The sequence below is a fragment of the Streptomyces sp. MMBL 11-1 genome (genome assembly GCF_028622875.1).
GTDB lineage: Bacteria > Actinomycetota > Actinomycetes > Streptomycetales > Streptomycetaceae > Streptomyces.
Genome location: NZ_CP117709.1, coordinates 7,078,207 through 7,092,028, shown reverse-complemented (window position 1 = coordinate 7,092,028; position 13,822 = coordinate 7,078,207). Strand labels below are relative to the sequence as shown.

Genomic DNA, 13,822 nt, shown 5'->3' with positions numbered 1-13,822 from the left:
CGTCAACAACGCGGCGGGCCAATACATCTAGGGCCTTCGGCCCAGATGCACCGTGCGGGCGGAGAGCAGGTGGACGTCGGGGCGGTGGTAGAGGCCTTCGGGGTCCTCGGGGTCCAGCAGACGGTCCAGTACCGCGCTGTCCTCGGCCGTCACCAGCTCGCCGAGCACCTCCCGCTCGCGGGTGATGCTCGCGACGACATGGTCGCGGGCGGGGCGGGAAAGCGGGGCGGGCAGGTCGAGGAGGAAGCTTCGGGTGCCCTGCGGGACGAGGCCGACCGCGGTGAAGAGCGCGCTCCAGTCCTCGGTCTCCCGCTTCGCGGCCGGGAGTTCGGACCGCATGTGCTCGAAGCGCGTGGCGGCGGCCGCGCCCATACGGGCCTCCAGGCCGGGCTGTCCGATGCCGATGTCGCGGGGCAGCCGCCGGGTGGGCAGACCGCCCTCGACGAGCGCGACCGTGCCGCCGGACCGCAGGAGCCCGGCGAAGCCCGCCAGGGCGGCGCGCTGGTCGCCCAAGTGGTGCAGGGAGTTGCCCGCCCAGATCAGATCGGCCTCGCCCAAACGGTCGAAGTCATCGGGGAGTTCGGCCTCCAGGGTCTGGAAGCGGTCGATCACGCCGAGGCGCCGCGCGCGGTTCCTCGCGCGTTCCAGGAGAGCGGGAGTGGCGTCCACCGCGACCACCTCGGCCTCCGGGAAGACCTCGGCCAGCAGGCAGGAGACGACTCCGGGGCCGCTGCCGACGTCCAGGACCCGGCGGACCTTCGGCGCGGTGGGCAGGGCGGCGATCCAGCGGGCCGCCTCCTCGTACTGCGCGCCGTTGAGTTCGGCCTCCTGCTCCAGGAGGGGGCCCAGGACGTCCCAGTCGATGTCCGTCGCCGGACCGCCACCCGATCCGTGGGCATGAGCGTGGGCGTGAGCGTGGGCATGAGCATGGGCGTGTACGGGCGGGGCGGGTGCGTACGCGTCGTGGTGGCCGTGACCGGCGTGGCTGTTCATGGACGCAGCCTCCCCAACGGAAGCCCCCTCGGCAAACCACGTTGCCGATCCGGCAAGTCGCGGCGCTCGCCCGGCGGGCCGCCGCGGTACTCCTGCGGGCTGACGCCCCTGACCCTCTTGAACGCGGCGCTGAAGGCGAAGGGGGTGCTGTAGCCGACCTTCCGGGCCACGGCCTCCACCGTGGCGTCGCTCTCGCGCAGCAGGTCGGCCGCGACGGCGAGCCGCCAGCCGGTCAGGTACGCCATCGGCGGCTCACCGACCAGCTCGGTGAACCGCCGGGCGAGACCGGCCCGGGACACCCCAGCGCGGGCGGCGAGCGCGGCGACGGTCCAGGGGTGCGCGGGCTCGTGCTGGAGCAGCCGCAGTGCCGTGCCCACGACGGGGTCGCCCATCGCGCGGTACCAGGCGGGAGCGTCCGCCCCGGGCCGGGCGAACCAGGCGCGGAGCACGGCGATGAGCAGCAGGTCCAGCAGACGGTCCAGGACCACGCGCTGGCCCGGCTCGTCCTGGGCGATCTCCGCGTCGAGCAGGTCCAGCAGCGGCCGGGTCCGCGTGTCGGCGGGCACCGTGAGCAGCGGGGGAACGGCGTCCAGCAGACGGCGGCTGATCTCGCCCTCCAGCAGATAGGTCCCGACGAGGACCGCCGTAGCGCCATCGGCCGCCTTTCCCCAGGTCCGTACGTTCAGCACCATGTCCTGGGCGAGCGGCCGGCCGTGCAGCGTGGTGCAGACGCCGCCGGGACCGATGAGGGCGTGGGGTGTGGTCCCGGGTGCGTCGGCGACGGTGTACGGATCGGGGCCGCGGACCACCGCGATGTCACCGGGGCCGAGCCGGACCGGTTCGCCCCCGTCGGACGGGACGATGACGGCCGTGCCGCGCCGGACCGACATGAGGCAGATCGGTGCCCGGTCCTCGACCCGTATCGCCCAGGGCGGCTCCATCACCATGCGGAGCAGGAACGCGCCCCGGGCCCGTGGTCCGTCAAGGAGTCCGGCGAGAGCGTCCATGGCGCCAGCCTAGACGCGTGGACGTGCGGAGCTGACGAGATGACGAGGTGACGAGATGACGAGGTGGGACGTGGGGACGCGTGGACGGAGGAGTAGGCGGCTGAGTCTCTGGAGCATGTCCGGACGGTCGCGGGCCCGGGAGTCTGGAGCCATGACGGAGAACGCGTTCACACGACGAGACGACGACAGCGACGGCCAGGACGGCGGACGGGGTGCGGGACGGATGACGGGGAAGGGAGCGGCAGTGGCCGCGGGCACGGTTCTGGTGACGAGCGGCACCGGCAAGACCGGCCGTCGGGTGGTGGAGCGGCTGACGGCCCTCGGGGTGCCGGTCCGCTCGGGTTCACGCACGGGCGAGGTCCGGTTCGACTGGCAGGACGCATCGGGCTGGGCTGCGGCGCTGCGCGGTGCCCGGGCCGCCTATGTGGCGTACTACCCGGACCTGGCGGTGCCCGGAGCGGCGGAGGCCATGGCCGCCTTCGGGCGGACCGCCGCGGCGTGCGGGGTGCGCAGGGTGGTGCTGCTGTCGGGTCGCGGCGAACCGCGGGCGGCCGTCGCCGAGGAGGCGCTGCGCGGGGCGGCCGGGACGGTGGAGATCACCGTCGTACGGTCGGCGTTCTTCGCGCAGAACTTCAGCGAGGGCGCGCTGCTGGACGGCGTGCTCGGCGGTGAGGTGGCGTTCCCCGCGGGCACGACGGCGGAACCGCTCGTGGACCTCGACGACCTGGCCGATGTCGTGGTGGCCGCGCTGACCGGGGACGGGCACGCGGGGGCGGTGTACGAGCTGACGGGCCCCCGGAGCCTGACGTTCGCGGAGGCGGCCGAGGAGCTGGGCCGGGCGGCGGGCCGGGCGGTGCGGTACGTGCCGGTGACGGGGCCCGCGTACGCGTCGCTGCTGGAGGAGTTCGGGGTGCCGGGTCCGGAGGCGGAATTCCTGGCCGAGCTGTTCGCGCAGCTGCTGGACGGCCACAACACGGCGACGTCGGACGATGTGAAGCGGGTCCTGGGGCGGGAGCCGAAGGACTTCTCCGTCTTCGTCCGCGAGGCCGCCGGGGACGGCGCCTGGCACGGCTGAAACGGAACGCCGTGCCCCGTCGGCCGGCCCGGCGGGGTACCCCCGGTATACACCGACCGAACGGTAGGCGGAGCACACATATTGCCGGGGTGCTTTCCGGGCCCATAACTTGCCCTTATGGAGCTGGAGTTGCGCCATCTACGAACGGTCCGTGCCATTGCCGACACGGGCAGCCTCACCAAGGCCGCCGCCACACTGGGGCTTGCCCAGCCTGCTCTCAGCGCTCAGCTGCGGCGGATCGAGAAGGCCCTGGGGGGCGCTCTCTTCAACCGCGACCACACCGGAGCCCGCGCCACCCCGCTCGGCGAACTGGTGCTGGAACGGGCCCGGGTGGTACTGCCCGCGGTCAGTGAACTGCAGGCGGAGGCGGTGCGGTTCGCCAATGCCACGGGGTCGCTGGACCGGTTCCGGCTGGGCGGCACGCACGGTCCGCTGCTCGGCGGTCTGGTGGACCGGATGGCCGCCGCGCACCCGTCGGTGCCGGTGTCGACGTACACCGCGTGGTCGGTGGACGAGATCGCCTCCCTGGTGATCGACGGCCGGCTGGACTTCGCGCTGATCGGGACGTGTGGCGAGAGTTCGCCGCCGCTGGCGGACCGGCTGGTCTGGGAGGTCGTCGGCGTGGACCCGGTCTTCGTGATGCTGCCGGAGGATCACTCCCTGGCCGGTGAAGCGGAGTTGGAGCTCGCGGCGCTCGCGGACGAGCGCTGGGCGGACGTGCCCGGCGACGGCTGCTTCGCCGACTGCTTCACCGCGGCCTGCGCGCGGTCGGGCTTCACCCCGGCGTCGGTGTACGAGACGGACACCTCTTCCGTCGTCCATCTGGTGCAGGTGGGGCGGGCGATAGGGCTGTGCCGGGCGACGTTCCCGCCGACGCCCGGCCTGGTGACCAGACCGCTGGCCGGCGCGCCCCTCAGCTGGCGTCATCTGGTGGGCTGGCACCCGCACTCCCCCGCCGCGGACGCCGCGGCGACAACGGTGGCCGGGGCGACCCGCGCCGCCTACGCGGAGGCGGTGTCACGCAGCCCGGGCTACGCGCGGTGGCTCGGCGCGCACCCGAGGTTCGGCACGGTGGCCTGAGGCCGGACCGACCGGGGCCGGGACGGCCCTTGGCCCACCGCGGCGCGGCCCGGCGGTGGGCTGCTCGGCCCCGCCGGACTATTCGGCTCCGTGGGCCGGGGCGGCGGACGCCACACGGGCGGCGAGCGCGAGGTCCTTCTCGGTGACCGCGCCTCCCGCGTCGTGCGTGTGGACCGAGAGGGCCACCGTGTTGTATCCGAGCGTCAGGTCGGAGTGATGGTTCAGCTCGTCCTGGATCCGTGCGATGTGGACCGTCAGCGCGGCGGCGGCGACGTGGGAGGGCAGCCGGAAGGTCCGGGTGATCCGGTCTCCTTCCAACGCCCAGCCGGGCAGGTTCTCCAGCCGGCGGTCGATCTCGCTCGGCGACAGCGGTTCTGCGCTCATGGAACGGCTCCCGTGGGTCTCGGTGGATCGGCGCATGCGTCACAGCGGGCCGGGGCGGCCCGTACCGGCCCCGGCCCGCCGGTGACGTTACGGTCTTGGCATGACGACTGTCTTGCCCGACACGGGAGTAGGGCCGCTGCTGCGGGACTGGCGGGAACAACGGCGCATCAGCCAGTTGGAGCTGGCTCTTCGCGCGGACTCCTCGGCCCGCCACATCTCGTTCATCGAGACGGGCCGCGCCCGGCCCAGCGAGGACATGGTCCTGCGGCTGGCCGAACAGCTGGACGTCCCGGTCCGTGAACGCAACGCCCTCCTGGTGGTCGCCGGTTACGCGCCCCGCTACGCGCAGACGCCGCTCGACGCCCCCGCGATGGCCTCCCTCCGGGAGAGCCTCGACCGGCTGCTCGCGGCGTACGAGCCGTATCCGGCGCTCGTGGTGGACGGCACCTACGGGGTGGTGGCGGCCAATCGGGGGATCGCGCTGCTGCTGGAGGGGGTGCCGGAGAAGCTGCTGGCCCCGCCGGTCAACGCCATGCGGCTCACCCTCCACCCGGAGGGGCTCGCCCCGCGCATCGTGAACCTCCCGGAGTGGCGGGCGGACCTGCTGGCACAGATGGACCGCCAGATCGCCCTCGTACGCTCGCCGGAGTTGCGTGAGCTGTACGACGAGGTGGCCGCCTATCCGGCCCCCGCGCGGGCGGGCGGCGCGGGCCGTCGCACCGACGGTCCGGGCGGTGCGGGGCGGGAGCGCTCCGCCGCGTTCGCGCTGCCGATGCTGCTCGAACACGGGGGCCGGGTCCTGTCGTTCGTGTCGTCGATCGCGACGTTCAACACGCCGATGGACGTGACGGTGGCCGAGCTGGCCATCGAGACGTTCCTGCCCGCCGACCGGGAGACGGCCGCCTATCTGCACGCCCACGTCCCGTCCTGACCTCTTCCCCTGGCCGCTTCCCTCCTGGACCGCTGTCCCACTGCCCCGGCCCCCGGCCCCCGGCCTCCGGCCCCCGGGCGCCACGACCGGCCGGGGCGGCTGGTCGTGGCGCCGGAGCGCGGGATCACCTCAGACGCGTGCCCCGTTGTCGAGCGGGTCGCGCCGGGTCGCCCCCGGCCGTCCGCGTGCCGAGCCCTTCCGCTTCCCGGGGGCGGGCGGCGGGGTCTCGGCGTTCCGCTCCAGGACGATGGCACCGGGTACGGCGGTGAACACCGAGGACCAGGTGCCGGCGCAGATGCCGATGAGCAGGGCGAGCGCGAAGCCGGCGAGCGAGTCACCGCCCAGCACCGCGAGGGCGGACAGGATGAACAGGGCGCCCATCCCGGTGTTCACCGTGCGCGGAACGGTCTGGAGGATGGCCCGGCGGGCGATGGTGTCCAGCGGTGTCCGCCGGTTCGCCCCCCACAGCTCCCGTACCCGGTCGAAGACCACCACCGAGTCGTTGACCGAGTAGCCGATGACGGTGAGCAGGGCGGCCAGGAAGATGCCGTCCACCGGCCGCCCCAGCCAGGCGAAGGCCCCCACCACGAGGATCACGTCGTGCACCATGGCCCCGACGGTGGCCACGGCGAACGTCCAGCGGAACCGGAACGCCAGGTAGGCCAGCTGAACGGCCACCGCGACCCCCAGGGCGATCAGGGCGTTGCGCCGCAGTTCGTCGCCGAGGCTCGGGCCGATCAGCTCGTCCCGCACCTTCGTCGTCTCCCCGCCCTCCTCGGAGAGCGCCGTCCGCAGGGCGTGTTCGCCGTCGTTGTCGAGCTTCCCGGTGCGTACGGACAGGTCGCCCTCCCCGGCCGTGGTGACCTCGGCGTCACCGAAACCCGCGGCGGCGAGCGTGTCCCGGGCCGTCTCGACGTCGACCGGGCGGCTGGTGCTGTACTCCACCAGCCGGCCCCCGGTGAACTCGACGCCCAGATCGACCCCGCGGACCACGATCCCGGCCACCGCGACGGCGACCAGTGCCGCCGAGACGACAAGCCAGCGGACCGGCTTCCGGAAGAGATCGGGGTCCTTACGGACCAGCCAGTTCCGTACGGCGCCGGGGCGCGCGATGCCGTTGACGCTCCGGTAGTCGCTGACGAAGCGGGATTTCGCGGCGATCTCGGTGAGCGCGCGGGCGATCACCAGCGCGGAGAACATCGAGGCGATGACGCCGATGGCAAGGGTGACCCCGAAGCCCTTGACCGGACCCGAGCCGAGGAAGAAGAGCAGTCCGGCCGCGATCAGGGTGGTCGCGTTGGAGTCGGCGACCGCGCTCCACGCCTTCTTGTACCCGGTGGTCAGCGCGGAGCGCAGGGTGCGTTTCGGCCGTTCGGCACACTCCTCCCTGGCCCGTTCGAAGACCAGGACGTTCGCGTCGACCGCCATCCCGATCGCGAGGACGAAACCGGCCAGACCGGGAAGCGTCAGCGTGACGCCGAGGGCGACGAGCGCCGCGTAGGAGATCACCCCGTACGCGCCCAGCGCCACGGCGGCCAGCGCGCCGAAGAGACGGTAGACGACGGTGATGAAAAGTGCGGTGACGGCAGCTCCGATGAGGGCCGCCCGGGCGCTCGCGTCGATGGCCGCCGCGCCGAGCGTCGGGCCGACGGTCCGCTGCTCGACGATCTCGACGGGCACGGGCAGGGCTCCGCCCTTGACGAGCAGGGCCAGGTCACGTGCCTCGTCCGCGCTGAACGAGCCGGTGATCTGGGTGGCCCCGGACGGCAGTCCGACCCGGCAGCCGACCGAGGGGTCGACCTGGGGCGAGGAGATGACCTTCTCGTCGAGGACGATGGCGACCCTCCGGCGGTCGTCCCCGGCCGGATGGCAGGCGGCCTCGCCGGTCAGCCGCTTCCAGTCCTGACCGGCGTCCTTGCGGAATTCGAGCGAGACGCTCCAGCCCGCTCCCCCCTGCGCGTCGAAGCCGGCGGTGGCGTCCTCGACGCCCGCGCCGGAGAGCCGGGCGGGACCGAGGGCGAGAGCACGGCCCTGCTCGTCGGGAAGAGTCAGCCGGTCGGGGTCGGCAGGGGGGCTGGGGTCGGTGGTGGGGTCCGGGTCGGCGGTGGGATCCGCGGCGGTGGTGGGGTCGGAGGCCGAGGGCTTCTCGTCCGGCTTCGCGTCCGGCTTCGCGTCCGGCTTCTCGGCCGGCTTCTCGGCCGGCTTCTCGGCCGCCGGGCCCTCGACCGCGTGGAAGGTGAGCTGAGCCGTCCGGCCGATCACTTCGGCGGCCTGGCGCGGATCCTGGACGTCGGGCAGTTCGACGATGATCCGGTCCTCGCCGGACCGGGTCAGGGTCGGCTCGGTGACGCCCAGCGAGTCGATGCGCTGCCGCAGCACCTCCAGAGTGCGGTCGGTGGTCTCCCGGTCCGCCTCGACGGTGGCGGTGTCCCGGGCCTGGAGCACGATACGGGTGCCGCCCTGGAGATCGAGGCCGAGTCTGGGCGACATGGTCAAACTGATGTAGACGGAGACGAGCAGGACGGCGACAGCCAGAACCGCTCGCACCGTGGTGGCGCGAGTCATGGAAATCCTCCGGTGGGGCGTCGAGCGCCCTCACCTCAGTGAGGACGCTGCGCCGGATCGGCAGAACAGGACGGATGACCGGTCGTGGGACCGGCGTTCCTGCCCGGAGGGCCCCGTACGCCGGGGAGCGCGCCCCTGCGGCTGCCGGGGACGTCGAAGGAATCCGCGGCGACGTGCTGTACGCCGCCGCGCGGCTCGGCCGGCCCCGCCGGAGCCGGCGTCAGCGCGTCGTGCGGCGGCGGTGGCGCGTGAAGGAGCAGGTACGCCCGGCCGGTGCCCGCCCGGGGAGCCTGCGCCGGATCGGCCGCCGTCCTGGGCTGCTCGTGCCCGGCCCGCGCCACCGCACCGGGGCCCGGCTCGGCCACACCCCCGCACGCGTGCGCCGGCCTCTCGCGGTCGGAGCCGCCGAGCTGGACCGCGCGGTGCCGGACGTCGTGGCCGCTGCCATGCCCCGCGCGGTGCCGGACGTCGTACCCGGCGCGGTGCCCGGTGTGCCGGGTCTGCGGGGCGGCGGGCACCGATGCGGCTCCGGTGACGGCGGGTGCGAGGCTCCGGGAGGCCGGAGCGGGCACGGCGCCGGTCGCCGAAGCGGCGCCACCGACCAGGGTGAGAACGGTGAGGACCAGCGTGGCCAGCACACTCCGCACCCGGGACGCGTTCGACCGGGAAGGCCCCGGGTCCGGCGTCACCTCGGTAGGCCGAATGGCTCGGGCGACGCCGTCCGATGGCGGAGCACGGAGCTGAGGATCTGTCCGGCGCCGCGGACGACCGTGGTGGAGGGGTCGTCGGCCAAGCGCACCCGTGTGCCGAGGCAGTGGGCGATGCGCTCGGTGACATCGGCTCGCAGCGCGCCGCCGCCCGCGAGCACGGGGCCCTTGCGCAGGGCCCCGCGGACCGCGCCGTGCCGGTCGTGCCGCCACATGGAGGTGATCATGTCGAGCACCGTTTGGACGAGGACGGCCGGAAGGTTCGCCGGATCGAGGCGGTCGAGGTCGTCGAGCCCGCTCTCGGCCTGCCGGGCGTCGGCGACCAGACCGTTGACGAGGAGCGTGACCTCGGTCAGCTCGGCCCCCATGTCGACGACGAGAAGAGGGCCCGTCTCCCTCGGACCGGCGTACGCGGCGGCGGCCCGGGCGCTGCTGAGAACCAGAACGCGCGACGTCCCGAGCCCCGCGAGCAGAGCACGCGCCGCTGTGCGGTGCTCGGCCCCGGCGAGTACCGGGTGGCTGAGAACGATCACGCTGTCGCTGCGGTCGGGGCCCAGGGCCGCGTCAGCGATGCGGCCGAGCAGTCGGCCGCAGGACTCGGCGTCGACGATGCGCCCGCGCCGGACCGGCCGCTCGTCTCCCCCGTGGGGACCGGAGCCGGGGAACGGGTCGAGGACCAGTCCCCGGCCGGGCACCCAGGCGCGGGTGCGCGAGCTGCCCAGGTCCAGAGCCAGTCCCCGGGCGGCCGTGGGAACGCCCGGTGCGCCCTGGGCGCCCGGTGCGCGCAGGTGCTGGTGGTGCGTGCGGAAACTGCCGTGGAAACGCCCCGCCCCGAACGCCCCGGCACCGCTCCCGTCACGAAGCGGTCCGGGGCCCTTCCCCCATGGGCCCGCACCCGGGCGGAGCGGCCCTCGCCACTCGCCGGGCGCGGAAGTGAGCGGACCGCGAACGGCCGGGGCCGACGTGGCCGGAGGAGTAACGGTCAGGGCGGGCACGGCCGGGGCAGGAAGGAGCGAGGCAGCCATCGCTCCGTCAGGGCCGTCGGATCCGTCAGGGCCGTAAGGTCCCCCGGATTTGTCAGGGCCGACGGATGCATCAAGGCCTCCCGGTCCGCAGGGGACCGGAAACCTCCGGCCCGCGCCGAGGTCAGCGGATGACGGCGGGACGGCGCGACCCGGTCGCTGTCCGTCGTGCACAGAACGCATCGTCCCTCACCCCCGGCCGTCCATCGCGGCCGCCCACGCACCCGTCGCCCCACTGATAGTGAGGCACGACCGAGCCATCACTATGCAATACGGGGTGGTGGAACGCCACTTCCGCGCTGATTCACAGGCGCGCCGATACACCGCGTACGGCAGTCACCGGCTCAGCTCTCCTCCCCCGCCGCCAGGACGGCGCCGACCAGCTCCGCGAACTCCCCCGGCACCGCGATTCCTCGGCGCATTTCTGCATAAGAAGATCGACGCCACGAGCCGATCATCCCGGAGGCCGGGCTCCAGCAGCTCAGCTGACCCCGTTCAGTACGAGATCCAGGAGTAGCCGACGAGCTTCGAGCACAGCAGCTGAGTTGAACGGGTGCCGGGCACGGGGCGCGGCCCTCGGCCGAACCGGGCGGCCGGGCGGCGGGTATAAAGGGCTCCATGACAGCCGAAGTGCCGCAGCCCGTACGCCCCGCGACCTTGGAGGATGTGGCGGCGGTGGCCGGTGTGTCACGGGCGACGGTGTCCCGGGTGATCAACGGGGCGACCACGGTGGATCCCGCCCTGCGCGCCGTGGTCGAGGAGGCGGTGGCGACCACCGGTTACGTGCCCAACCGGGCCGCCCGCTCGCTGGTGACGCGGCGCACCGACTCGGTGGCCCTGGTGGTCTCGGAGCGGGAACGGCGGCCGATGTCCGAGCCGTTCGTCGGCCGGATGTTCTCGGACCCGTACTTCGGGCGGGTCGTCAGCGGACTGCTGGAGGTGCTGCGCCCGGCGGGCATCCAGATGGTCGTGATGCTGGCCGACGACGAGGCGTCCCGGAGCCAGTTGCTCTCCTATCTGCGCCACGGCCATGTCGACGGGGTCGTGCTGATCACCACGCACGCCGACGACCCGCTTCCCGGACTGCTGCAGGAGACCAGGATGCCCGCCGTCCTCGCGGGCCGCCCTCACCGTCCGTCCCCGCTGGCCTATGTGGAGGTGGACCAGCACGCCGGGGCCCGGCTGGCGGCCGATCACCTGGCCTCTCTGGGCCGACGGCGCATCGGCACCGTCTCGGGGCCCCAGGACATGCCCGCGGGGCAGGTGCGGCTGACCGGCTTCCTCGACGCCCTCGCCGCGCACGGCATCGACGACGTGGCCTGCGCCGAGGGGGACTTCACGCATCTGGGCGGGGCCGCGGCGATGCGGCGGCTGCTGGCGGACCGTCCCGGCCTCGACGGGGTGTTCATCGCCTCCGACCTGATGGCCCTGGGCGCGCTCCCGGTCCTGCTCCGGGCCGGGCGCGAGGTCCCGTCCGACGTGGCGGTGGTCGGTTTCGACGACAGCAGTGCGGCGGCGGCCTGCGACCCGCCGCTGACCACGGTCCGGCAGCCGGTGGAGGAGATGGCCGCGGAGATGGCCCGGCTGCTGCTGAAGCAGATCGGCGAGCCGCGCGGCCCCTCGCCTTCCGTGCTCTTCCCGCCGACACTGGTACGACGGCAGTCGGCCTGATCCGACGGCAGCCTGCCTGATCCGGCGGCGGACTGCCTGCCGGAGGGCGGCCCGCCGGTCAGGCCGTCGCACCCGGCGTGTCCGGCACCGGGGCATCGCCCGGGAACGGCTCGTCCGCCAGGCCCGCCCCGCCGAACCCCTCGCCCCGCACCGGCACCTGCGGGCCGGAGGACTCCTGGAGCCAGCGGGTCAGCACCCGGTGCACCGCCTCGGCGCCCACCAGCCCGCCGCCCGGCGGCGGGGGTGCGCCCTCCGCCGTCTCGGCGGCCACGATGTCGAGCGGGTCCGTCAGTCCGCGCGGCCAGAGCAGGAACGGCCGGGACTGCTCGCCACCGAGCCCGCCGTGGGAGCCGACCTGTTCTTCGAAGGCGTGCACGGTCCCGGTGGCGGGGTCGTAACAGGAGTTGACCATCACGTCGGCGACGTGCGGGAAGGTGTCGGTGCGCCGTACGGCGGCCGCCGCCCCCACGCCGAAGACCGCGAGCGGGCCCTCCCCGTCCGTCAGGTCGGCGACGGGCACCTCGGCCCCGCCGGGCCCGAGCACCACGGAGCCGCGCTCCCCGCAGCGGACGAGGAGGAAGCCGATCCCCGGGTGGTTGGCGAGTGTGGAGAGCAGCGCCGGGTGGCGGCGCTCGATCTGTTCGCGGGAGGCGCGGCCCTCGATGTCGGGGAAGGAGATCAGCCCGAGGTTGCCGGAGGCCAGCACGATCGGGTCGGAGAGCTTGGCCGGGTGCTCGGCCTCCTGGCCCTCGACGGGGCGGTGCAGCGCGATCCGGACCGCGTCCCGGGCCTCGGAGGCACTGCGGGAGCGCTGGGCCCGGCGGGGCACCGGCAACCCGCAGCCCGCCCGGACGAGCTCCTTGAGCGTGAGCCCGTACTTTCCCGCGAACGTCTCCCCGGGGCTCTGGCCGTGGTCGGAGAGGAGCACGATCCGGTAGGCGCGCGGCGTGTGGTCGGCGATCTTGGCGATCAGGGCGAGGGAGCGGTCGAGGCGTACGAGGACCTTCTCCGCGTCGCGGCTGTGCGGGCCGGAGTGGTGGGCGACCTCGTCGTAGGCGACGAGGTCGGCGTAGACGGCGGTGCGTCCGGCGAACATGTCGCCGAGGACGGCGGCGGCGACCACGTCGCGCTCCACGACGGTGGCGAAGGCGCGGATGAAGGGGTAGAGCCCGCCGCGCTTGATCCGCGGGGTGACCTTACGGGCGCGGGCTCGGGTCGACTGGCCGATCTCGCGGAAGACCTCGGCGACGAACGACAGCGCCGTACGGGTGGCGTTGGCCGGGTCGGAGAAGTAGGCGAAGTATCCGGCGCGGGAGCGGCGGCCCTTGCCGCGCCGGGCGGCCATGGAGAGTACGAGGGCCAGCTGTCCGGCCCCGCCGCTGAAGAGGTTGCCCCGGCTCGCGCCGTCGACGGTGAGCAGACCGCCGTCGCGGGTGCGCTCGATGGCCCGGCGCTGCATTTCGAGGGCGCTCGATGGGCGGCTGGAGACCATGACGGTGCGGGTCTCCTTCTCGTACCAGCGGAACGCGGGCACGTCGTGGTTGCTGCCGTGCAGGATGGCGAGCTGGCTGGCGCCGGTCTGGCTGGACCAGTCGGTGCGCCAGGGGGTGAGCCGGTGCCCGGAGGAGTCGGCGAGCCAGCCGGCGACGGTCGGCATGAGGCCGTCGGCCGCGGCCTTCACCAGGACGTCGTGGCCGACTCCGTCGAGCTGGAGGAAGACGGTGCCGGGCGGCCCGTCGCGGCCGGGTTCCGGTGGGCCCGGCGAGCGTCCGCGCCGGCGGCGCCGGTCGGCGAGCCGGGACAGCCGGCGGCGGTAGGCCTCGTCGTCCCGGACCGCGAGGGCGGTGGAGGTGGCGGAGGCGACGGCGGACATCACGGCGGCGACGACGACCGCCGTCTCCGGGTCGGCCGCGCCGCGCCCGTCCGGGATGAGGCGCAGCGCGATCAGCAGCAGCGAGCCGTTGAGGAAGAAGACCAGGGCGCCCAGGACGAGCGCGGGCACGATGAGCAGAGCCCGCACGAGGACGGGCCAGACCAGGGCCGACAGGAGGCCGAAGGCGCCCGCGCCCCAGGCGGCGGTGAAGGCCGTCTTGGTGATGGTGTCGCCGTCGTCGGCCTCCAGCTGGAAGTGGGGCAGGGCTCCGGCCAGGACGAGCATGGTGAGGGTGGACACCGCCCAGACCATGATCACTCGCATCAGGGCTCTGCCCGCCGTACGCCACTTCCCGTCACCCACGCCGGTCCACCTCACGCCCTTCCGCCCCCGCGGCCCCGGCCGTCCGGAGCCCGCGCTTCAGCTTTTCACAGCGCCGCCGCCGGTCAGCGGCTCCGGTGGGAGGCCCCGGGGTTCGGCGGGACGGAACGGGGGGCGCATAGGCTCGTACCGG

11 protein-coding genes are annotated in these 13,822 nt (G+C 74.0%); 4 read left to right on the top strand and 7 right to left on the bottom strand.

Going from position 1 to position 13,822, the window contains the following annotated elements; translation table 11 throughout:
- Positions 1 to 27 precede the first annotated feature (27 nt).
- Entirely contained in the window at positions 28 to 993 is a 966-nt protein-coding gene (locus PSQ21_RS31320; protein ID WP_274034671.1) for a class I SAM-dependent methyltransferase, read from the bottom strand.
- The gene (locus tag PSQ21_RS31315) at positions 990 to 2,000 is read right to left on the bottom strand and encodes an AraC family transcriptional regulator (protein WP_274034670.1); all 1,011 of its coding nucleotides are present in this window, start codon (positions 1,998 to 2,000) and stop codon (positions 990 to 992) included. Before PSQ21_RS31315 ends, PSQ21_RS31320 begins: the two co-directional genes overlap by 4 nt.
- 151 nt (positions 2,001 to 2,151) lie before the next feature.
- Between PSQ21_RS31315 and PSQ21_RS31310 the strand changes: the two genes are divergently transcribed.
- Both PSQ21_RS31310 and PSQ21_RS31305 read left to right on the top strand, forming a co-directional pair.
- Positions 2,152 to 3,075, top strand: coding sequence for an NmrA family transcriptional regulator (locus tag PSQ21_RS31310; protein ID WP_274034669.1), 924 nt, complete (start codon positions 2,152 to 2,154; stop codon positions 3,073 to 3,075).
- Between the two features lie 117 nt (positions 3,076 to 3,192).
- Positions 3,193 to 4,155, top strand: coding sequence for a LysR family transcriptional regulator (locus PSQ21_RS31305; RefSeq protein ID WP_274034668.1), 963 nt, complete (start codon positions 3,193 to 3,195; stop codon positions 4,153 to 4,155).
- 78 nt (positions 4,156 to 4,233) lie between these two features.
- Here PSQ21_RS31305 and PSQ21_RS31300 read toward each other — a convergent pair whose 3' ends face one another.
- Positions 4,234 to 4,539, bottom strand: a complete 306-nt coding sequence (locus tag PSQ21_RS31300; RefSeq protein WP_274034667.1) for a 4a-hydroxytetrahydrobiopterin dehydratase — start codon at positions 4,537 to 4,539, stop codon at positions 4,234 to 4,236.
- 100 nt (positions 4,540 to 4,639) lie between these two features.
- Here PSQ21_RS31300 and PSQ21_RS31295 point away from each other — a divergent pair, with 100 nt between their 5' ends.
- Entirely contained in the window at positions 4,640 to 5,470 is an 831-nt protein-coding gene (locus tag PSQ21_RS31295) for a helix-turn-helix domain-containing protein (RefSeq protein WP_274034666.1), read from the top strand.
- 129 nt (positions 5,471 to 5,599) lie between these two features.
- On the opposite strand, the gene secD is transcribed toward PSQ21_RS31295, so the two are convergent.
- Genes secD through PSQ21_RS31280 form a run of 3 tightly spaced genes read right to left on the bottom strand, consistent with a single transcriptional unit; the run spans position 5,600 to position 9,437 of the window.
- Entirely contained in the window at positions 5,600 to 8,035 is a 2,436-nt protein-coding gene (gene secD / locus PSQ21_RS31290) for a protein translocase subunit SecD (protein ID WP_274034665.1), read from the bottom strand.
- A 35-nt stretch (positions 8,036 to 8,070) separates the two neighbouring features.
- Positions 8,071 to 8,673, bottom strand: coding sequence for a hypothetical protein (locus PSQ21_RS31285; protein ID WP_274034664.1), 603 nt, complete (start codon positions 8,671 to 8,673; stop codon positions 8,071 to 8,073).
- 47 nt (positions 8,674 to 8,720) lie between these two features.
- Positions 8,721 to 9,437, bottom strand: a complete 717-nt coding sequence (locus tag PSQ21_RS31280; RefSeq protein WP_274036028.1) for a rod shape-determining protein — start codon at positions 9,435 to 9,437, stop codon at positions 8,721 to 8,723.
- Positions 9,438 to 10,382: 945 nt separating this feature from the next.
- On the opposite strand from PSQ21_RS31280, the gene PSQ21_RS31275 reads away from it, so the two are divergent.
- Positions 10,383 to 11,435 (top strand): LacI family DNA-binding transcriptional regulator, encoded by a 1,053-nt coding sequence (locus PSQ21_RS31275; protein ID WP_274034663.1) that lies wholly within the window; start codon positions 10,383 to 10,385, stop codon positions 11,433 to 11,435.
- Positions 11,436 to 11,493: 58 nt separating this feature from the next.
- Here the strand turns inward: PSQ21_RS31275 and PSQ21_RS31270 are convergent, their stop codons facing one another.
- Complete coding sequence (locus PSQ21_RS31270) at positions 11,494 to 13,671, bottom strand: phage holin family protein (RefSeq protein WP_274034662.1); 2,178 nt, start codon at positions 13,669 to 13,671, stop codon at positions 11,494 to 11,496.
- Positions 13,672 to 13,822: the final 151 nt, after the last annotated feature.

Excerpts from the sequence above, each read along its gene's own strand:
- PSQ21_RS31320 (WP_274034671.1), bottom strand. The coding sequence starts at position 993 with ATGAACAGCCACGCCGGTCACGGCCACCACGACGCGTACGCACCCGCC.
- PSQ21_RS31310 (WP_274034669.1), top strand. The coding sequence starts at position 2,152 with ATGACGGAGAACGCGTTCACACGACGAGACGACGACAGCGACGGCCAG.
- PSQ21_RS31305 (WP_274034668.1), top strand. The coding sequence starts at position 3,193 with ATGGAGCTGGAGTTGCGCCATCTACGAACGGTCCGTGCCATTGCCGAC.
- PSQ21_RS31275 (WP_274034663.1), top strand. The coding sequence starts at position 10,383 with ATGACAGCCGAAGTGCCGCAGCCCGTACGCCCCGCGACCTTGGAGGAT.
- PSQ21_RS31300 (WP_274034667.1), bottom strand. The coding sequence starts at position 4,539 with ATGAGCGCAGAACCGCTGTCGCCGAGCGAGATCGACCGCCGGCTGGAG.
- PSQ21_RS31295 (WP_274034666.1), top strand. The coding sequence starts at position 4,640 with ATGACGACTGTCTTGCCCGACACGGGAGTAGGGCCGCTGCTGCGGGAC.
- secD (WP_274034665.1), bottom strand. The coding sequence starts at position 8,035 with ATGACTCGCGCCACCACGGTGCGAGCGGTTCTGGCTGTCGCCGTCCTG.
- PSQ21_RS31315 (WP_274034670.1), bottom strand. The coding sequence starts at position 2,000 with ATGGACGCTCTCGCCGGACTCCTTGACGGACCACGGGCCCGGGGCGCG.